General features: G+C 70.7%; 18 protein-coding genes and 1 pseudogene. 14 read left to right on the forward strand and 5 right to left on the reverse strand.

What is annotated here, in order from left to right; genetic code table 11:
* Positions 1–56 precede the first annotated feature (56 nt).
* The 4 genes from WJ35_RS12580 (at position 57) to rfaE2 (ending at position 4,115) form a co-directional block, all read left to right on the forward strand.
* A complete protein-coding gene (locus tag WJ35_RS12580) occupies positions 57–818 on the forward strand; it encodes a PhaM family polyhydroxyalkanoate granule multifunctional regulatory protein (RefSeq protein WP_069239256.1) in 762 nt (253 codons plus the stop codon).
* Positions 819–846: 28 nt separating this feature from the next.
* A complete protein-coding gene (locus WJ35_RS12585; protein WP_069239257.1) occupies positions 847–2,070 on the forward strand; it encodes a patatin-like phospholipase family protein in 1,224 nt (407 codons plus the stop codon).
* Positions 2,071–2,639: 569 nt separating this feature from the next.
* On the forward strand, positions 2,640–3,515 hold the full coding sequence (locus WJ35_RS12590; protein WP_029226324.1) for a ferritin: 876 nt from the start codon (positions 2,640–2,642) through the stop codon (positions 3,513–3,515).
* 114 nt (positions 3,516–3,629) lie between these two features.
* Positions 3,630–4,115 carry a D-glycero-beta-D-manno-heptose 1-phosphate adenylyltransferase gene (gene rfaE2, locus WJ35_RS12595; protein ID WP_060235882.1) on the forward strand — a complete coding sequence of 162 codons (486 nt, stop codon included), beginning with the start codon at positions 3,630–3,632 and terminating at the stop codon, positions 4,113–4,115.
* A gap of 22 nt (positions 4,116–4,137) precedes the next feature.
* Here the strand turns inward: rfaE2 and WJ35_RS12600 are convergent, their stop codons facing one another.
* The 5 genes and pseudogenes from WJ35_RS12600 to WJ35_RS12620 form a co-directional block, all read right to left on the reverse strand.
* Positions 4,138–4,380 (reverse strand): hypothetical protein, encoded by a 243-nt coding sequence (locus tag WJ35_RS12600; protein WP_060235884.1) that lies wholly within the window; start codon positions 4,378–4,380, stop codon positions 4,138–4,140.
* A gap of 99 nt (positions 4,381–4,479) precedes the next feature.
* Complete coding sequence (locus WJ35_RS12605) at positions 4,480–5,268, reverse strand: type III pantothenate kinase (protein ID WP_060235886.1); 789 nt, start codon at positions 5,266–5,268, stop codon at positions 4,480–4,482.
* Positions 5,265–6,183 (reverse strand): annotated as a pseudogene (locus tag WJ35_RS12610) (biotin--[acetyl-CoA-carboxylase] ligase). Before WJ35_RS12610 ends, WJ35_RS12605 begins: the two are co-directional and overlap by 4 nt.
* A gap of 94 nt (positions 6,184–6,277) precedes the next feature.
* Positions 6,278–7,123, reverse strand: coding sequence for a tetratricopeptide repeat protein (locus tag WJ35_RS12615; protein WP_069239433.1), 846 nt, complete (start codon positions 7,121–7,123; stop codon positions 6,278–6,280).
* Positions 7,124–7,137: 14 nt separating this feature from the next.
* A complete protein-coding gene (locus tag WJ35_RS12620; protein ID WP_060235895.1) occupies positions 7,138–9,186 on the reverse strand; it encodes a bifunctional 2',3'-cyclic-nucleotide 2'-phosphodiesterase/3'-nucleotidase in 2,049 nt (682 codons plus the stop codon).
* A 315-nt stretch (positions 9,187–9,501) separates the two neighbouring features.
* Here WJ35_RS12620 and WJ35_RS12625 point away from each other — a divergent pair, with 315 nt between their 5' ends.
* The 10 genes from WJ35_RS12625 to WJ35_RS12670 all read left to right on the forward strand — a co-directional run bounded on the left by WJ35_RS12625 (position 9,502) and on the right by WJ35_RS12670 (position 18,414).
* Positions 9,502–10,626: an MlaE family ABC transporter permease gene (locus WJ35_RS12625; protein WP_060235897.1), complete on the forward strand. Its 1,125-nt coding sequence runs from the start codon at positions 9,502–9,504 to the stop codon at positions 10,624–10,626.
* Positions 10,623–11,510, forward strand: a complete 888-nt coding sequence (locus tag WJ35_RS12630) for an ABC transporter ATP-binding protein (RefSeq protein ID WP_060235899.1) — start codon at positions 10,623–10,625, stop codon at positions 11,508–11,510. The genes WJ35_RS12625 and WJ35_RS12630 overlap by 4 nt, the downstream gene beginning before the upstream one ends.
* 14 nt (positions 11,511–11,524) lie before the next feature.
* Positions 11,525–12,451: an MlaD family protein gene (locus WJ35_RS12635; protein WP_060235900.1), complete on the forward strand. Its 927-nt coding sequence runs from the start codon at positions 11,525–11,527 to the stop codon at positions 12,449–12,451.
* A gap of 20 nt (positions 12,452–12,471) precedes the next feature.
* Positions 12,472–13,113 carry an ABC-type transport auxiliary lipoprotein family protein gene (locus WJ35_RS12640; RefSeq protein ID WP_420480892.1) on the forward strand — a complete coding sequence of 214 codons (642 nt, stop codon included), beginning with the start codon at positions 12,472–12,474 and terminating at the stop codon, positions 13,111–13,113.
* A gap of 16 nt (positions 13,114–13,129) precedes the next feature.
* On the forward strand, positions 13,130–14,296 hold the full coding sequence (locus WJ35_RS12645; RefSeq protein WP_069239258.1) for a VanZ family protein: 1,167 nt from the start codon (positions 13,130–13,132) through the stop codon (positions 14,294–14,296).
* A gap of 107 nt (positions 14,297–14,403) precedes the next feature.
* Positions 14,404–14,721, forward strand: coding sequence for a (2Fe-2S) ferredoxin domain-containing protein (locus WJ35_RS12650; RefSeq protein WP_045567109.1), 318 nt, complete (start codon positions 14,404–14,406; stop codon positions 14,719–14,721).
* Positions 14,722–14,741: 20 nt separating this feature from the next.
* Entirely contained in the window at positions 14,742–15,386 is a 645-nt protein-coding gene (locus tag WJ35_RS12655) for an alpha/beta hydrolase (protein ID WP_010090547.1), read from the forward strand.
* A 418-nt stretch (positions 15,387–15,804) separates the two neighbouring features.
* A complete protein-coding gene (locus WJ35_RS12660) occupies positions 15,805–17,121 on the forward strand; it encodes a D-alanyl-D-alanine carboxypeptidase family protein (protein ID WP_060235904.1) in 1,317 nt (438 codons plus the stop codon).
* A gap of 58 nt (positions 17,122–17,179) precedes the next feature.
* Positions 17,180–18,106, forward strand: a complete 927-nt coding sequence (locus tag WJ35_RS12665; RefSeq protein WP_060235906.1) for a D-amino acid aminotransferase — start codon at positions 17,180–17,182, stop codon at positions 18,104–18,106.
* Positions 18,106–18,414: a YbeD family protein gene (locus WJ35_RS12670; protein WP_010090550.1), complete on the forward strand. Its 309-nt coding sequence runs from the start codon at positions 18,106–18,108 to the stop codon at positions 18,412–18,414. Before WJ35_RS12665 ends, WJ35_RS12670 begins: the two co-directional genes overlap by 1 nt.
* Positions 18,415–18,424 lie beyond the last annotated feature (10 nt).

The raw sequence follows: 18,424 nt of genomic DNA on the forward strand, positions 1-18,424 counted from the left end.
ATCGATTCAGGCGGCCGGGCGATCCGGCCGCTCCCCCAGTCAACCAGGATGCCCGCATGACGATCGATACCTCCGGCTCCAATCCTTTCTCCGGCTTCGCCGGCTTCCAGCCCGCAGACATGCTCGAACGCATGTGGGAAATGATTCGCATGACGCCGTTCGGCGGCATGGGCGCGTTCCCCGGCGCGACGCACGGGCTGCCGCCGTCGCTGTCGGGCATGTCCGACATGATGGCGCCGCTCGCCAGCGTCGAGGAGCTCGACAAGCGCATCACCGACCTGCGCGCGGTCGAGCAATGGCTGAAGCTGAACCTCGGGATGCTGCAGTCCGCGATCCAGGCGATGGAAGTGCAGCGCGCGACGCTCGCGACGCTGCGCGCGTTCGGCGCGTTCGCGCAAACCTCGATGTCGGCCGCCGAGGATGCGGCCGTCGCGGCGGCGCAGGCCGCGTCCGCGCCGCGCGCCGAGGCGAGCCAGCCGGCGCCGGACGCCGACGCGCCCGCGGCCGGCGACGCCGCGCAGCAGCCGTTCGATCCGGCCGGCTGGTGGAACCTGCTGCAGGCGCAGTTCAACCAGCTCGCGAGCCTCGCGATGACGCAGCCGGGCGCGCAGCCCGGGGCGCCGGCCGACGCGGCGCCCGAGCCGGCCGCGGGTGCGCCGGCACCGGCGGCGGCTGCGGCACCGGCTGGGTCGGCGGGCGCGGGCGCAGCCGCGCCGCGCAAGCCCGCCGCGAAACGCGCGAAGCCGGCCGGCTCGGCGGCCGCGCGCGCGGCCGCGGCGTCGTCGCCGGAAACGCGTCCGCCGAAGCGCTCGACGTGACGCTTCGCACCTAGCCTGCAGGCCGACCATGCGGCTCGCGCTCGTACTGATGGGAGGCGGCGCGCGCGCCGCGTATCAGGTCGGCGTGCTGAAGGCGCTGGCCGAGATCGCGCTCGCGGCCGATCCGCAACGGCGCACGCTGCCGTTCGGCGTCGTGTGCGGGTCGTCGGCCGGCGCGATCAACGCGACGTCGATCGCGAGCCACGCCGACGATTTCTCGCACGGCGTGCGCCGCCTGCTCGAATTCTGGGAGCACCTGCGCGCCGACTACGTGTACCGCACCGACTGGCTCGGCATCGCCGCCGCGGGCGCGCGCTGGCTCGCGGCGATGAGCTTCGGCTGGGCGGCCCGCCGCTCGCCGCGTGGCCTGCTGGACAACGCGCCGCTCGCGCACCTGCTGCAGCGCGAGTTGAGCTTCCAGCGGATCGAGCAGATGCTCGAGGCGCGCACGCTGCACGCGCTCGCGGTGACCGCGCTCAGCTATTCGAGCGGCCGCCATCTGACGTTCTACCAGGCCGCCGAACCGATTCAGGCGTGGCGGCGCGCGCAGCGCACCGCGCGGCTCGTCGACCTGTCGGCGTCGCACCTGCTCGCGTCGTCGGCGATTCCGTTCGTGTTCCCGGCCGTGCCGCTCGTGCTCGACGGCCAGATCGAGTATTTCGGCGACGGCTCGATCCGCCAGATCGCGCCGCTGTCGCCGGCGATCCATTTCGGCGCGGACCGGATCGTGGTCGTCGGCGCGGCCGACCCGCGGCCGGAGATCCCGGTGAACGGCGGCGGCTTCGTGCGCGGCTATCCGTCGCTCGCGCAGATCGGCCAGCAGGTGCTCGCGAGCGTGTTTCTCGACTCGATCGGCTCGGACATCGAACGGATCGAGCACATCAACCGGATGATCACGCACCTGCCGCACCAGGTCGAAGTGGACAGCGGCTGGCGCCACGTCGACGTGCTGGCGATCGCGCCGTCCGAGCGCATCGAGCTGATCGCCGCGAAACACCTGAAGCAGCTGCCGCTCACCGTGCGCGGACTGCTCGGCGCGGTCGGCGGCAGCCAGCCGGCGGGCGCGTCGTTCGCGAGCTACCTGCTGTTCGAGGAGGCATTCGCGCGCGAGCTGATCGAGCTCGGCTATCGTGACGGCTGCGCGCAGCACGACACGCTCGCCGGCTGGATCGCGGGCGCCGACGGCGGCAGCGCGGCGGTGCCCGGCGCCCGGTCCGGTGACGGTAGGCCGGCGGGTGAAATGCGGGTCTGATGCGATTCCGCGCGGCTCGATGCGGCTCGACGCGGCGCGACCGCGCGAGGCCGGTGACGTCGAGCACAGTCGCCCCACCGTTTTCCAGCTGCGCGGCGACCGCGAGCAGTGCGCCGGCGCAGGCGCTGGTTGTGTTTCGCGACGCGCGCCCCGCGACCGTTCGTCGCACCGCCATTGGCGGCGCGCGACCGGGCGGGCGTCTCGGAACCGTCATGCGTGCGTGCTATCATGGCCGCCGCCGAATACATCAAATCGAGCAGTCTGCTTGCCGGCCGCTGTGCGCGATTCCGCCTGGAGCCGCGTCGCGCCGGGCAGGTTCGCCAACGGGCCGGCTTGCGCCGGCCACCACATCGGGCACGCGCAGCCGGTTCCGTTCGAACGGAGCGGGGCCGCGGCGTGCTTCAGGGCGGCAGCGCGGCCGCCCGGCTGCCGGACGTGGAATCTGCGTCCGGGGGCTGGTTTCACGCGTAAAATTACAGTCTTGGTTGCAAAAAGCGCGTCGCGCGCGCATTGCTGCAACGGTCACGTTTAAGAGAAGTCGCATTGCGCAGAACAGGGGTGGGACCATCATGAACACCATGCTTTATCCGGAACTTTACAGGTCGCTCGAAGCTGTCCGCTGGGACATGGAGAAGGACATTCCGTGGGACAAGTTCGACGCTTCGCTGCTCACCGACGAGCAGGCGAAGACGATCAAGATGAACGCGATCACCGAATGGTCGGCGCTGCCCGCGACGGAAATGTTCCTGCGCGACAACCAGCACGACAGCGACTTTTCCGCGTTCATGAGCGTGTGGTTCTTCGAGGAGCAGAAGCACTCGCTCGTGCTGATGGAGTACCTGCGCCGCTTCAAGCCGGAGCTGGTGCCGACCGAGGAGGAGCTGCACGCGGTGCGCTTCGAGTTCGATCCGGCGCCGCCGCTCGAGACGCTGATGCTGCACTTCTGCGGCGAGATCCGCCTGAACCACTGGTACCGCTGCGCGGCCGACTGGCACACCGAGCCGGTCATCAAGCACATCTACGAAACGATCTCGCGTGACGAAGCCCGCCACGGCGGCGCGTACCTGCGCTACATGAAGAAGGCGCTCTCGAACTGCGGCGACGTCGCGCGCGCGGCGTTCGCGAAGATCGGCGTGCTGATGGCGTCGGCGCGCCGCACCGAGAAGCCGCTGCACCCGACCAACCTGCACGTGAACCAGGCGCTGTTCCCGCGCGACACCGTGCAGTCGCGCCTGCCCGATCCGGAGTGGCTCGAGCGCTGGCTCGACGAGCAGATCCGCTTCGACGGCGAGTGGGAGAAGAAGGTCGTCGAGCGCATCCTGCACAACCTGTCGATCCTGTTCGAGCGCACGTTCGCGACCGCGCAGGAGCTCAACCGGTATCGCAAGGAAGTCACCGGCCGCCTGCAGGCCGAAGGCGGCCAGTCGGCTGCCCAGCCGGCCTGACGACGAGACGCGCGCCCGGCGAGGGTGCGCGCGACATGAAGCCCGCCCGGCTCGGCGGGCTTTTTCTTGGGCATGCGCGCCGCGCACGCCGTTCGCTTCCGCCAGTCACCCATCATGCCCGCTATCTTCGAACGTAAGCTGATCACCCGCGACGCGCTCGTCGCACTGCGCGCGTCGCTGCCCGCGCCCGTCGTGTTCACGAACGGCGTGTTCGACATCCTGCATCGCGGCCACGTCACCTATCTCGCCGACGCGAAAGCGCTCGGCACGTGCCTGATCGTCGGCGTCAACAGCGACGCGTCGGTGCGCATGCTCGGCAAGGGCGACGACCGCCCGATCAACCACGAGGACGACCGGATGGCGCTGCTCGCGTCGCTCGAAAGCGTCGACTGGGTCGTGAAGTTCGAGGAGCAGACGCCGGTGTCGCTGATCGAGGCCGTGCACCCGGACATCCTCGTCAAGGGCGGCGACTACGACATGGATGCGCTGCCGGAATCCGCGCTGGTGCGCGGCTGGGGCGGCCGGGCGCTGGCGATTCCGTTCGAGCACGAGCGCTCGACCACCGCGCTGCTGAAGAAGGTGCGCGCGCAGCAGCCTTGAATCCGCGCCGCCGCGCGCGGCGTCAGGGTGCGGATGCCGCGAGCGGCTCCGCCGGCACCGCCGGTGCCGCGATCGGGCCGCCCGTGAGCGCCTGATCAGCAGCGTGCGCGAGCGGTGTGACGCGCAGCTCATCGGGATGCACCTGTCGCGACAGCATCCCCGGTTCGCGCGGACCGGCCGCCGGCAGCGGCCCGAACACGCCGCGCGCCACCACGAGCGCGAGCATGTTGGCGAGAAAGAGAACAGCGATCAGCCAGCGCAGCATCGTCGACACCCCTTTTCGTCATTCAGTCAGGCCAGCCGCGGGGCTGGTCATTCGGTTCGCGCAGTCCGTCGGCGCAGCAGACGGCGCGTGCGTCCCGTTTCAACCATTCGCAACCATCTCCGCCGCAATCAGCGCCAGCCCGGACAGGATCAGCGCGTCGTGGCGCGTATGCGGCACCGTCAGCGCGCGCGCGACGTCGTCCGCCGCGCCGCCCGCCAGCACGAGCCGCACCGGCGCTTGCCAGGCGGCGTTCAGGTCGCGCCAGGCGCGCTCGATCAGCCCGGCCTGCGCATACAGGCAGCCCGCCGACAGCGAGCGCGGCGTGTCGAGCTGGAACGGCTCCGCCTGAGCACCCGCAAGCAGGCCGCTCGCGATGTCGGTGGTGAGCGTCGGCAACTGCGCGGTGTGCGTGCCGAGCGAACGCATCATCAGCGCCCAGCCCGGCGCGATCAATCCGCCCGTGAAGCGCCCGTCCGCACGTAGCGCCTCGAGCGTCGTCGCGGTGCCGAACGTCGCGATCAGCAGCGCTTCGCCAGGAAACGCCGCATGCGCGCCGATCAGGCCGGCCCAGCGGTCGCTGCCGAGCTGGTCGGGCGTCGCATAGCCGTTCGTCACGCCGCACTGCGCGGCACGCGCGCGGATCGTCGTGCGCGGCAGGCCCGGCCAGCGCGCATCGAGCAGCGCGTCGAGCCGTGCCGCCACCTCTGCGCCGGCCACGTTCGAGATCCACGCGCCGCGCGGGCGCGGCACGTGCGACCAGTCCGGATCGGCACCGCCGTCGCGCGCGTGGCCGAACGCGCCCGTCTCGACCAGCTCGCGCCGCGTGTCGGCGAGCGCCCACTTGATCCGGCTGTTGCCGGCGTCGATCAGCAGGTGCGGCGCGCTCATTGCGCCTCGCGCAGCGACACGTCGCCGGCCGCGATCGCCTGCACGCCGGCGGGCGTGTCGAGCAGCAACTGGCCTGCCGCGTCGATGCCGGTCGCGATACCGCGCGCGCGTTCCACGCCTTGCTCGATCAGCACCACTTCGCGGCCCGCGTACGCGTGCCGCGCGTGCCAGCGCGGCACGAACGGCGCGAGCCCGTCTGCTGCGAACTGCGCGAGCGCGGGCGTGAGCGCGTTCAGCGACGCGGCGAGCGTATCGGTGAGGTTGGCCTCCGCCCACGCGGACGACAGCGCCGCGGGCGGCAGCGCGCCCGCGCTCGACGCTTCGCGCGCGCGCTGCGCGTCGACCTGCGCGGCGACGGCTTCCGCGCCGCGCACGTTGACGCCGAAGCCGATCACGACGGCCGTTGCGTCGGGTGTCGTCCACACCGTTTCGATCAGGATCCCGGCGAGCTTGCCGACGATGCGCGTCGAACCGGCGTCGGCGGGTCAGCAGCAGGTCGTTCGGCCACTTGAGCGCGATCCCGGCGCGCGCGTCGAGCGGCAGCCCGGCGAGCCCTTCGGCGAGCGCGACGCCGATCGCGAGGCTCAACCCGCCGAGCGCGTCGACCGGGCGCGGCACGATGCAGCCGACCGAGCAGAGCAGCGCGTTGCCCGGCTGCGCGAACCACGGGCGGCCTTGCCGGCCGCGGCCGGCCGTCTGCTCGAACGCGACCCGCACGAGCGGCGCGGGCAGCGCGTTCGCGGTGCGCGGCAGCGCCTTCAGGCGGGCGGCGAGGTCGGCATTGGTCGAGCCGGTCGCGGCGACGATGTCGAGCGGCCACGCGCGCGGCGCGGCGTCCAGGTGCGCGTCGAGCCGGCCGCGCGCGATGTGCGCGTCGCCGGAGTCGGGCGTGTCGGAGGAGGTGGGGGCGTTCATGGTGGCTATTGTAGCGACAGGGCGCGGCCGCGCGTGCCGGGCGGCGCGTCGGGCGGGTGCCTGCGATTGGCGGTTGCACGCACCCGCCCCGCCATCACGGCGCGATCACCGGATGTTTCAATGCATGCGCGGTCTCGATCCACTGCGCGTGGAACTCGGTCGCGTCGGGCCGCAGCCCCAGCTCGCCGTTGCGATACGCCATCGCGAGCGTCTGCACCGCTTCCGGCAGTTCGTGCTCGGCCGCGCGCCGGTACAGCGCGAGCGCGCGCGCGTCGTCGCGCGGCACGCCGCTGCCGTCACGATACGCGTTCGCGAGCATGAAGTCGGCGGCAGGGAGGTCCGCGCGCGACGCCACGTCGAACCAGCGTGCCGCCTGCGCGGGATCGGCGGCGATGCCGTAGCCGCTGCGATAGATCAGCCCGAGGTAGTACGCGGCGGCCGGGTCGCCGTGCGCGGCGGCGGCGGCCAGCAGCGTCCGGGCGCGCGCATAGTCCTTCGGCAGCCCGCCGCTGCCGAGCAGCAGCGCCTTGCCGAGCGCGAGCTGCGCCCGTCGTGCGGCCGGTGCGTCGGCTTGCCCGTCGGCCCGTGCCGCGGTTTCGAGCCAGTTGCGCCCCTCGTCGCGCAGCCCCGCCTCGCGCGCGTCGACTAGCGCGATGCCGAGCGCAGCCTGCGCGTCGGCCGAGCCGCGGCGCGCGAGCGTGCGCAATTGCGCGAGCGCGTGCGGCTCGCCGGCCTGCGTGACCATCGCCTGCCATTCGTCGAGCTGCGCGGCGCTCGGCGCGGGGCCGGCGCCGCGCCAGCCGCTCGCCGCGACCACCGCCGCGACGGTCACGGCCGCCGCCGCCAGCAGCACGGCGGGCGGCAGCTTCACGCGCACGAGACGCCGCACGGCGGCGGGGAAACCGGCCTCGGCGGGCCGCATGGTGCGGATCGGTTGCATCGTGGCTCGCGTCGTCATTGCGTCAGGTCGATCTCGTAGGTGGCGAGGTTCTTGCCCGAGCCGTCGTCGGCCGCGACCTGCGTGATGCCGGTCAGGCCGGCCGCCGCCGCGTCGGCGAGGCGGTTCGGCGCGGACGCGAACTGCACGTGCGCGACCGAGCTCGCGAGCTTCGTGAAGCGCCAGCTGCGCTGCGCGCCGTCCGCCGCGCGCGTGATCGCGCCGCGCTTCTTGATGAACGCGATCAGCACGTCGCGGTTCGCGTCCGGCGACGCGAAGATCGTCTTGCTGCCGTCGAGGCCGGGGAAGTTGCCGCCGCCGCTCGCGCGGTAATTGTTGGTCGCGACGATGAACTGCCCGTTCGGGTCGATCGGCGCGCCCTTGTACGCCAGGTTCCTGATCCGGCTGCCGACCGGCTGCGTGACGTCGATCTCGTACGACAGATCGGCGGACGTGAACATGTCGAAGTTGTAGCCGGGGAAGCTGCTGACGAGCTTCTGCACGGTCGCCTGCGTCGGATCGATCCGGTTGAAGCGCTTCGCGGCGGTCTCGAGCCAGTTCTTCACGTCCGCGCCGCTCACCTTCACCGCGTAGACGGTGTTCGGGTACAGGTACAGGTCGGCCGCGTTGTTGATCGCGAGCGCGCCCGGCGCGACGTCGGTGAAGTCGTTGCCGCCGCCGAAGCCGCTCTTGAACGGCGCGCTGACCGACAGCACCGGCAGCGACGCGTACTGCGGCAGGTTCGCCTGCACGTAGCGCGCGACGTAGTCGGCCTGCGCCTCGTTGACGATCTGGATCGCGCCCGGATCGCCGACGTCGGCGAAATACGAGGTCATCCGGTAGTCGGTCGAGCCGATCGGCGTCTTCACATAGTTGATCGTCGCCTGGTGCTCGGCGGCGATCGCGGCCGCCACCGACGGGTCGGCGGCGACGTAGCTCTTGTCCGCGTTCTGGATCGGGCGCGCCTCGACGGTCGTGAGCGACTTGTCGACGCTCCAGGTCTTGCCGTCGAACGCGAGGCCGAGCTTGATCACGCCGAGGTGCTTGCCCCAGTAGTTCGCCATCACGGTCGGCACGCCGTTGACGGTGCCCTTGACCTTGTCGACGCCCGGCAGGTTGAACTGCGGCACCGTGCTGTTCGCATCCGGGAACACCTGGTGCGAGTGGCCGATCAGCATCGCGTCGATGCCCGGCACGGTCGACAGCCACCAGCTGCCGTTTTCCATCGTCGGCGAGTACGCCGAGTTGTCGAGCCCGCCGTGCGAGATCGCGACGACGAGCTCCGCGCCCTTCGCGCGCATCTCCGGAATGTACTTCTCGGCCGCTTCCTTCAGGCCGGTCGTGTAGACCTTGCCGTCGAGCCAGCGCTTGTCCCAGTTCATGATCGCGGGCGGCGTGAAGCCGATGATGCCGACCTTCACCGGCGCGCTGACCGTCTTGCCGTCCGGCGTGGTCGCGGTGATCGTGCGGGTCAGGATCGTGTACGGCGTGAAGAGGGGCGCGTTGGTCTTCGCGCTGATCACGTTCGCGAGCACCTGCGGGAACGCCGGGCCCGCGCACTTCTTCTGCTGCGGGGGCATGCCGTCGACGTCGAACGTGTTGCCGGTCACCTGCGACAGGTACGGCAGCCCGTAGTTGAATTCATGGTTGCCGATCCCGCCGCCGTCGAACTTCGCCGCGTTCATCACCTTGTAGATCGCGAGCATCTGGTCGCAGCCGACCGGGTTCACGAGCGCCTGGTAGTCGGCGAGCGCGGTGCCCTGGATCGTGTCGCCGTTGTCGAGCAGGAGCGTGTTCGGGTACTGCGCGCGCGCCTGCGCGATCAGCGTCGACACGCGCTCGAAGCCGAGCGAGTTGTCCGCCGCGAGCTTGAAATAGTCATACGAGAGCACGTTCGTGTGCAGGTCGGTCGTCTCGAGCAGCGCGAGGGTCGCCTTGGTGCCGGCGGGCGCCTGCGACGACGGCGGGGCGGTCACGTCGTCGCCGTTGCACGCGGCGAGAAAGGCGAGGCTCGCGAGCGCGGCGGCTGCCGGCGCGCGATGGCGGAGAAGCGAGGGGAATCGCATCGGTTGTCCTGTTTGGTGTTCTGTTGTCGTGGTCTGCACGGAAGGCGGCGCGTGGCGCGCCGACGGCCGGTCGTGCAGCGCGTGAGAGTATCGAAAGGAAACGTGACGGTGGAATGAAAGGGCCGCAACGGCTGGCGAAACCGGGCGGGCGGCCGTGGGCGGCCAGCGGCGGGCGTTCGGGGAGGGCGGCGCCGCGGCGGCGCGCCTCGGCCGGCAAGTCGTCCGCAGCTGGCCACCCCCGGCGGAAATCCTCGCGTCGCGGGAGCGGACGGTTCGTTACAATGGCCGGTGTCATTCATTTGCAAACAAGCCGCCTTGGATTTCGACACTCCTCCCGGCCTGTCGGTCGATGCCGGCGGCCCGGGCCCGACCGTGCGCCTGTACGGACAGTGGACCGCGCTCGCGCTGGCGCGCAATCGCGGCGTCGTCGCGCGCCGCGTCGCGGGGCTCGCGAAAGGCCGCGTGCGCGAATGGGACCTGTCCGGCATCGAGCGGATCGACCACGTCGGCGGCCAGGCGCTGTGGCGGGTCTGGGGCCGCAAGCTGCCGGACGGCATCGCGCTCACCGAGACCCAGCGCACGATCTTCGAGCGCATCGAACGGCTCGACCGCCAGCGCGAGGCGCCCGAGCGCATCGCGCGCATCGATCCCGTCACGCGCCTCGGCCGCGCGCTCTTCACGTTCGCCGAGCATCTGCAGGGCGGCATCGCGATGTTCGGCCGCGTGATGCTCGACGCGCTGTCGGTGCTGCGCCGGCCGAAGACGATGCCGTGGAAGGAGACGTCGGCGAACGTCTACAGCGCGGGCGCGCAGGCGCTGCCGATCACCGCGCTCGTCGCGTTCCTGATCGGCATCGTGCTGAGCTACCTGTCCGCGCAGCAGCTGCAGATGTTCGGCGCGAACCGGTATATCGTGAACATCCTGGGGCTGTCGGTGATCCGCGAGCTCGGGCCGGTGCTGTCGGCGATCCTCGTCGCCGGCCGCTCGGGCTCGGCGATCACCGCGCGGATCGGCGTGATGCGCGTGACGGAGGAGCTCGACGCGATGCGCGTGATGGGCATCCCGCACGGGCTGCGGCTGGTCCTGCCGCGGGTGCTCGCGCTCGGCGTCGCGATGCCGCTGCTCGTGATGTGGACCAACATCATCGCGCTCACGGGCGGCGCGCTCGCCGCGAAGCTCGCGCTCGGCATCGACTTCAGCTTCTTCGTGCGCTCGCTGCCGGGCGTCGTGCCGATCGCGAACCTGTACATCGGGCTCGGCAAGGGCGTCGTGTTCGGCATGCTGATCGCGCTCGTCGCGTGCCATTTCGGCTTCCGGATCAAGGCGAACTCGCAGAGCCTCGGCGAAGGCACGACGACGTCGGTCGTCACGTCGATCACGGTCGTGATCCTCGCCGACGCGGTGTTCGCGATGCTGTTTCAGAACGTGGGGCTCGGATGAACATGCTGAACCTGCCGACAACCGATGACGCGGCGCCCGCCGGCGCTGCGCAGCGCGACGAGCTCGTGATCGAGGTGCGCAACCTGACGAAGCGCTACGGACGCAACATCATCCACCAGAAGCTCGACTTCGACGTGCGGCGCGGCGAGATCGTGTCGATCGTCGGCGGCTCGGGCTCGGGCAAGACGACGCTGGTGCGGCAGATCCTCGGCCTCGAGCGGCCGACGTCGGGCACGATCAAGGTGTTCGGCGAGGATACGTCGAAGATCGACGCGGCGACGTCGCGCGTGATGCGCACCCGTTCCGGGATGCTGTTCCAGCAGGGCGCGCTGTTCTCGTCGATGACGGTGTTCGACAACGTCGCGCAGCCGCTGCGCGAGCTCGGCCGCGTGCCGGCCGACCTGCTGCACGACATCGTGATGCTCAAGCTCGAGATGGTCGGGCTGCCGTGCAAGCATGCGTCGAAGATGCCGGCCGCGCTGTCGGGCGGGATGGTGAAGCGGGTCGGCATCGCGCGCGCGATCGCGCTCGAGCCGGAGCTGCTGTTCCTCGACGAGCCGACGGCGGGGCTCGACCCGCAGGCGTCGGAAGAATTCGTCGAGCTGATCGCGACGCTGCACCGCACGCTCGGGCTGACCGTCGTGATGGTGACGCACGATCTCGACACGATGGTCGCGCTGTCGACGCGCGTCGCGGTGCTCGCCGACCGCAAGGTGCTGGTCGCCGCGCCGGTCGAGGAGGCCGCGAGCGTCGACCACCCGTTCATCCACGAATATTTTCTGGGGCTGCGCGGCCGGCGCGCGCTGCAGGCGCTGCCGCCCGAGCGGCGCGCGAAGCTGCCGCCGGCAGCCCTCGAACCGGCGCCGGCGAGCGTCGAGCTGTAGCAAGGAACCCGCGAATGGAAAACAAATCTCATGCGTTCTGGGCCGGCCTGTTCACGATCGCGCTGACGCTCGCGATCGCGGGCGCCGTGTTCTGGTTCAACGTCGATCGCGCCGTGCGGATTCCGTACGACCTGATCGCGCGCACCAACGTCACCGGGCTGTTTCCGGACGCGGCGGTGCGCTTTCGCGGCCTCGACGTCGGCAAGGTGCAGTCGATCGGCTTCGACCGCTCGCGCCCCGGGCAGATCCGCATCCGCATCTTGGTCGACAAGGACGCGCCGATCACGCAGTCGACGTTCGGCAGCCTCGGCTTCCAGGGCGTGACGGGCATCGCGTTCGTGCAGCTCGACGACACGGGCACCGACCTGTCGCCGCTGCCGTCATCGGTGAAGGCGGTCGCGCAGATCCCGATGCACCCGAGCCTGTTCGACCAGATCCAGCAGCGCGGCGACGTGCTGCTGCGGCAGCTCGAACTGGCGGCGAAGAGCGCGAACGAGCTGATGTCGCCCGAGATGCGCGAGCAGCTGCGCGCGACGGCGGAAAGCCTGCAGCACGCGGCGGACGGCGCGGCGACGCTGTCGAAGCAGCTCGGCCCGGCGGTCGCGGCGCTGCCCGGCACGATGCACGAGGTGAACCGCGCGATGGCGTCGGCGAACACGCTGCTGCAGCCGAACGGGCCGCTCGTCGCGAACCTGAACAAGGCCGGCACGGCCGCCGAGCATATCGGCGACGCGCTCAACGAGCTGAACGCGCGCGTGCAGTACGACACGCTGCCGCGCTTCAATGCGCTGGCGGCGAGCGTCGGCGACGCGTCGCGCCAGCTGAAGGACGTCGCGGGCGAGCTCGGCCGCAATCCGCGCAGCCTGCTGTTCGGCGCGCCGGGCGCGGCGCCCGGGCCGGGCGAGGCGGGCTTCGTCTGGCCGGGCGCGACGGCCCACTGATCATCGAATCCGGAAATCTCATGCAGGAACACGTCATGTCCCGAACCCTCGCCCGCGCGCTGCGCCCGGCCGCCGCCGCGCTGGCCGCGCTGACGCTCGCGCTCGCGGCCGGCTGCGCCAGCGAAAACGCGGCGCTGTCGAACGCCCGCTATGACCTCGGCCCGGCCGGGCCGGTCGCGACCGCCGCCGGCCGCGGCCCCGCGCTGAAGGTGCTCGACGTCGCCGCGCCCGAAGCGCTCGATTCGGACAAGTTCGTCTACCGGCTCGCCTATGCGGATGCGCAGCGCATGGCCGTCTACCGCGACAGCCGCTGGACCGCGCCGCCCGCGCAACTGCTCACGCAGCGGCTGCGCGGCGCGCTGTCGTCGCGCGGCGCGGTGCTCGAGGGCGCCGACGGCGTGCGCGCGCCGACGCTGCGGATCGACCTTAGCGAGTTCGAGCAGGTGTTCGACGGCGAGTCGCAAAGCCACGGCGCCGTCACCGCGCGCGCGACGCTCACGCAGGACGGCAAGGTGCTCGGCCAGCGCACGTTCGTCGCGCGCGCGCCGTCGAGCACGCCGGACGCCGCCGGCGGCGCGCGCGCGCTCGCGATGGCGAGCGACGACCTCGTCGCGCAGATCGCCGCCTGGGTCGGCATGCAGGCCTACGCGGGCACGCCGTAATGCGCGGGCGCCCGCGATGAGCGTGCCCGGCTCGCCCCGCGCATCGGCGCTGGCGCGGCAGGCGCTCGCCGCGTACGCGGCGCTCATCGTCTACGCGTCGCTGTATCCGTTCGACGGCTGGACCGCGCTCGGCATCGGCCCGTTCGACTACCTGTTCGCGCCGATGCAGCGCTACGTGACCGCGTTCGACGTGGTGACGAACGTCCTCGGCTACCTGCCGTTCGGCGCCCTCGCGGTGCTCGCGCTGCATCCGCGCTGGCGCGGCGTCGGCGCGACGCTGATCGCCGGCGTCGTGCTCGGCGCGCTGCTGTCCGGGGCGATGGAGGCGCTGCAGACCTACCTGCCGACGCGCGTCGCGTCGAATCTCGATCTCGCCGCCAACGCGCTCGGCGCGCTGCTGGGCGCGGCGCTCATGGCGCCCGCGACCGGCGCGCTGCTCGATCGCGGCGCGCTCAGGCGGCTGCGCTTCGCGTGGTTCCAGCCGGACGGCGCGACGCCGCTGCTGCTGGCCGCGCTCTGGCCGTTCGCGATCCTGTTTCCTTCCCCGTTCCTGTTCGGCATCGGCGACTGGCCGGCCGCGCTGTGGGAGCGCGCCGACGCGTCGATGCAGGACGCGCTGCTCGCGTGGCTGCTGGCCGCGTGGCACGTGTCGGCATGGCCCGAGCGGGTCGACGGCTGGCTGTCCGATTCCGGATGGGAGGCCGTGCTCGGCGGACTGATGCTGTTCCCCGCGCTCGCGATCGCGTCGCTCGCGATGCGGCCGCGCGCGCCGCGCGTGCGGTTCCTGATCGTGCTCGTCGCCGTGGCGCTCGTGCTGAAGTCCGCCGCGACGTTCATGCAGTCGGCCACCGGGCTCGTCGTCGTGTGGGCGACGCCCGGCGCGCGGCTCGGCATCGAGCTCGGCTTCGCGGCGGCGCTCGCCGCGCTGTACGTGCCCGATGCATGGCGGGCGGCGCTCGCCGCCGCCGCGCTCGTCGCGGGCGTCGCGCTCGTCAACCTGCTGCCCGTCAACCCGTTCTTCGACTTCACGCTGTCCGGCTGGCGGCAGGGGCGCTACGTGCACTTCAACAGCATCGCGCGCTGGCTCGCGTGGATCTGGCCCTACGCGGCGCTGATCTGGCTCGGGCTGCGCGTCGAGCGCGCGTGGCTGCCGGCCGTCCGGCCCGGACGGCCGCGCCGGTGACGGGCAGCGGGGCGGGCAGCCGCGCGCGCCGCTCGCTATAATCGTCCGCACCATTCACCCGCCACTTCCGACCCGGCCTCGTCGCCGGGCCGCTCGCCGTCACCATCATGGATTCCTACTACCAGCACCACGTCTTCTTCTGCCTGAACCAGCGCGAGCCCGGCGCCGAACGTCCGAGCTGCGCGCAGTGCGACGCGCAGACCATGCAGGAATACGCGAAAAAGCGCGTGAAGGAGCTCGGCCTCGCCGGGCCGGGCAAGGTCCGCATCAACAAGGCCGGCTGCCTCGACCGCTGCGAGGAGGGGCCCGTGATGGTCGTCTATCCGGAAGGCACGTGGTACACGTATGTCGACCGCGCCGACATCGACGAGATCGTCGAATCGCACCTGCGCGACGGCAAGGTCGTCGACCGCCTGAAGATCTGAGCGGGGCGGTCGTCGCAAGCATGAACGCACATACGCAGAAGTCGCTGATCGCCGGCCCCGTCGGCCAGATCGAGATCGCCGTCGACCTGCCCGACGCGGTGCGCGAAGGGCGCGCCGCGCCGCGCGGCATCGCGCTCGTCGCGCATCCGCACCCGCTGTTCGGCGGCACGATGGACAACAAGGTCGCGCAAACCCTGGCGCGCACGCTCGTGCAGCTCAACTACGTCGTCTACCGGTCGAACTTCCGCGGCGTCGGCGCGACCGAAGGCGTGCACGACAACGGCCTCGGCGAGGCCGACGACCTGCTCGCGGTGCTCGCGCACATGCGCGCGCAGCCCGCGTATGCGGACCTGCCGCTCGTGCTGGCCGGCTTCTCGTTCGGCACCTTCGTGCTGTCGCACGTCGCGAAGCGGCTGCGCGACGCGGGCGACGCGATCGAGCGGATGGTGTTCGTCGGCACGGCCGCGAGCCGCTGGCAGGTCGCCGACGTGCCGGAGAACACGCTCGTGATCCACGGCGAGACCGACGACACGGTGCCGATCGCGTCGGTGTACGACTGGGCGCGGCCGCAGGAGTTGCCCGTCGTCGTGATTCCCGGCGCCGAGCATTTCTTTCATCGCAAGCTGCATGTGCTCAAGCGCGTCGTGATCGACGCGTGGCGCTAGAGCGCGTTCCGCCGCCGGGTGGCGCACCGCGTTTCGCCCCCTTTTTTTGGCGCGCTTGCATGTCGCCTGCGCGCATCTTTCGTCTTCCTTCGATAGTGATCCTGCACATTCGCGTCGCGCAATCCTCGCGTCGCCGATCTGTGCCTGCGCGGCGCCGCATTCACGAAAACGCCCGTCGCGGCCACGTATAATGGCCGGATTTCGCGTCGCCCGCGGCCCGGCCGGGCCCATGCGGCGCTCGATTCGCTGCCCGTCGCGCACGCGCTGCGCCGGCTGCGAACCGAACGCGCCCGCACGAGTCCAACCGGCGCGTTTCGCATCGCCTGACGTTTCAGGTGCAGGCCGAAACGCCCGCTGCCTTGCCATTCAACCGAGCGTGTTTCGCGCCCGTACTTTCTGCCATCAGCCTGAATCGATCATGCGTTTGTCCTCCCAAGGCCTCAAGTCCCTCGCTTCTTCCATCGCCTTCGGCACCGCCGCGCGCAACGTCGCGCTCGGCGTGATGCTGCCCGTCGCGCTCGCGTCGACGATCGTCGCCGCCGAGGCGAAGCCCGCCGCCAAGGCCAAGGCAGCGCATGCCGCGCCGGCCGCCGCGCCCGAGGCGACCGGCGCGCCCGCGACCTACATGCCGGGCGCGGTGCCGCCGCCGGGCGTGAACGCGCGTTCGTGGGTGCTCGTCGACGCGACGAGCAACACCGTGCTCGCGTCGGGCAACGCGGACGAGCGCGTCGAGCCGGCGTCGCTGACGAAGCTGATGACCGCGTACCTCGTGTTCGAGGCGCTCGACAAGAAGAAGATCTCGATGGAGCAGATCGTCACGCCGAGCGCAGCGGTGCGCCGCGTCGGCACCGACGAATCGCGGATGTTCATCGAGGCGGACAAGCCGGTGTCGGTGCACGACCTCGTCTACGGGATGATCATCCAGTCGGGCAACGACGCGGCGATCGCGCTCGCCGAGCTGGTCGGCGGCAGCGAGGCGCAGTTCGTCAACATGATGAACGACGAGGCCAAGCGCCTCGGCATGAAGGGCACGCACTTCGCCGACGTGAACGGCATGCCCGACCCGAACCACTACACGACGGCCGGCGATCTCGCGACGCTGTCCGCGCACCTGATCCGCGATTTTCCGCAGTACTACGGCATCTTCTCGGAGAAGGAATTCAAGTACAACAACATCCGCCAGGGCAACCGCAACCGCCTGCTGTGGCTCGACCCGACGGTCGACGGCCTGAAGACCGGCCACACGCAGGCAGCGGGCTACTGCCTGATCTCGTCGGCGAAGCGGCAGATGCCGGGCACGGCGGATGCGCCGCGCCGCCTCGTGTCGGTGATGATGGGCGAGACCAAGGAAAGCGACCGCACGCAGGACAGCATGAAGATGCTGAACTACGGCTACAGCGCGTTCGATGCGGTGCGCCTGTTCAAGGGCGGCCAGGCGATCTCGACGCCGCGCCTCTACAAGGGCAAGAGCAACAACGTGCAGGTCGGCGTGAAGGGCGACCAGTGGGTGACGGTGCCGCGCGGCCTCGGCGACAAGGTGAAGACCGAGGTCGAGGTGAACGCGCCGCTGATCGCGCCGCTCGCGGACGGCCAGCCGGTCGGCACGGTGAAGATCGTCGCCGACGGCAAGACGCTGTCGCAGTTCCCGGTCGTCGCGCTGCAGGCGGTGCCGGAAGCGGGTATCTTCGGTCGTATCTGGGACTCGATCCTGCTGATGTTCAGCAAGAAGAAGTAAGCGCAAGCCAGCAGACCGGGCCTTTGTTTCGACGACTTCATCCCCATCTGACATAGCCATGAGCCAAGCCGAATTCGACCCGATCGTCTACCTGAGCGTCTCCTCGCAGGAAGAGATGGTGCCGCTGTCGCAAGCCCGCATCCCGGTGCTCGACCGCGGGTTCATCTTCGGCGACGGTGTGTATGAGGTCGTCCCCGTCTACGCGCACGACGGCGCGCACGTGCCGTTCCGGATCGCGCAGCATCTCGCGCGGCTCGAGCGCAGCCTGAAGAAGATCGGCATCGCGAACCCGCACGACGACGCGGGGTGGCGCGCGCTGATCGAGCGCGTCGTCGCGGCGAACGCCGATGGCCTCGGCGCCGGCGACGCGCTCGTCTATATCCAGGTGACGCGCGGCGTCGCGAAGCGCGGCCACGCGTTCCCGGCGAACGCCGTGCCGACCGTGTTCGCGATGACGAGCCCGCTGCGCGTGCCGTCCGCCGACGAGCGCGCGGCCGGCGTGCGCTGCGTGACCGCCGAGGATCGGCGCTGGCTGCATTGCGACATCAAGTCGACCTCGCTGCTCGGCAACGTGCTGATGGCGCAGCATGCGGTCGAGCACGACGCGTTCGAGACGCTGCAGCTGCGCGACGGCAACCTGACCGAAGGCTCGTCGTCGAACGTGTGGATCGTGAAGAACGGCGAGCTGCTTGTGCCGCCGCGCAGCAACAGGATCCTCGAGGGGATCCGCTACGCGCTGCTCGAGGAGCTGGCCGACGAATGCGGGATTCCGTTCGTCGCGCGCGAAATCAGCGAAGTGGAGCTGCGCGCGGCCGACGAGATCATGATCACGTCGGCAACGAAGGAAGTGCTGCCCGTCACGGCGCTCGACGATTTGCCGGTGAATGGCGGCAAGCCCGGCCCGGTATTCGCGGCGTTGTACGACGCGTACCAGCGCGCGAAGGCGCGCGAGTTTGAACAGTTTGACCTAACCCGGAGAAAGTGATGAGCGAACCGTCCAAAACCGTCGAGCTGACCGGCGCGATCGATACCCGGAAGGAATCGCTGCTGGAGTTCCCGTGCGATTTCCCGATCAAGATCATGGGCAAGGCGCACCCGGAATTCAAGGACACGATCTTCAAGGTCGTGAGCGTCCACGACAACGAAATCGACCTCGAGAAGATCGAGGAGCGCGCGTCGAGCGGCGGCAACTACACGGGCCTCACGATCACCGTGCGCGCGACGAGCCAGGAGCAGCTCGACAACATCTACCGTGCGCTGACCGGCCATCCGATGGTCAAGGTCGTGCTCTGATTCCTTCCTT

The sequence above is a fragment of the Burkholderia ubonensis genome, from assembly GCF_001718695.1.
Lineage (GTDB): Bacteria > Pseudomonadota > Gammaproteobacteria > Burkholderiales > Burkholderiaceae > Burkholderia > Burkholderia ubonensis_B.

Bases quoted from the DNA above. Each gene is read 5' to 3' on its own strand.
- WJ35_RS12590 (WP_029226324.1), top strand. From the start codon at position 2,640: ATGAACACCATGCTTTATCCGGAACTTTACAGGTCGCTCGAAGCTGTC.
- WJ35_RS12645 (WP_069239258.1), top strand. From the start codon at position 13,130: ATGAGCGTGCCCGGCTCGCCCCGCGCATCGGCGCTGGCGCGGCAGGCG.
- WJ35_RS12605 (WP_060235886.1), bottom strand. From the start codon at position 5,268: ATGAGCGCGCCGCACCTGCTGATCGACGCCGGCAACAGCCGGATCAAG.
- WJ35_RS12665 (WP_060235906.1), top strand. From the start codon at position 17,180: ATGAGCCAAGCCGAATTCGACCCGATCGTCTACCTGAGCGTCTCCTCG.
- rfaE2 (WP_060235882.1), top strand. From the start codon at position 3,630: ATGCCCGCTATCTTCGAACGTAAGCTGATCACCCGCGACGCGCTCGTC.
- WJ35_RS12580 (WP_069239256.1), top strand. From the start codon at position 57: ATGACGATCGATACCTCCGGCTCCAATCCTTTCTCCGGCTTCGCCGGC.
- WJ35_RS12630 (WP_060235899.1), top strand. From the start codon at position 10,623: ATGAACATGCTGAACCTGCCGACAACCGATGACGCGGCGCCCGCCGGC.
- WJ35_RS12655 (WP_010090547.1), top strand. From the start codon at position 14,742: ATGAACGCACATACGCAGAAGTCGCTGATCGCCGGCCCCGTCGGCCAG.
- WJ35_RS12620 (WP_060235895.1), bottom strand. From the start codon at position 9,186: ATGCGATTCCCCTCGCTTCTCCGCCATCGCGCGCCGGCAGCCGCCGCG.
- WJ35_RS12615 (WP_069239433.1), bottom strand. From the start codon at position 7,123: ATGCAACCGATCCGCACCATGCGGCCCGCCGAGGCCGGTTTCCCCGCC.
- WJ35_RS12660 (WP_060235904.1), top strand. From the start codon at position 15,805: ATGCGTTTGTCCTCCCAAGGCCTCAAGTCCCTCGCTTCTTCCATCGCC.
- WJ35_RS12635 (WP_060235900.1), top strand. From the start codon at position 11,525: ATGGAAAACAAATCTCATGCGTTCTGGGCCGGCCTGTTCACGATCGCG.
- WJ35_RS12670 (WP_010090550.1), top strand. From the start codon at position 18,106: ATGAGCGAACCGTCCAAAACCGTCGAGCTGACCGGCGCGATCGATACC.
- WJ35_RS12650 (WP_045567109.1), top strand. From the start codon at position 14,404: ATGGATTCCTACTACCAGCACCACGTCTTCTTCTGCCTGAACCAGCGC.
- WJ35_RS12600 (WP_060235884.1), bottom strand. From the start codon at position 4,380: ATGCTGCGCTGGCTGATCGCTGTTCTCTTTCTCGCCAACATGCTCGCG.
- WJ35_RS12640 (WP_420480892.1), top strand. From the start codon at position 12,472: ATGCAGGAACACGTCATGTCCCGAACCCTCGCCCGCGCGCTGCGCCCG.
- WJ35_RS12585 (WP_069239257.1), top strand. From the start codon at position 847: ATGCGGCTCGCGCTCGTACTGATGGGAGGCGGCGCGCGCGCCGCGTAT.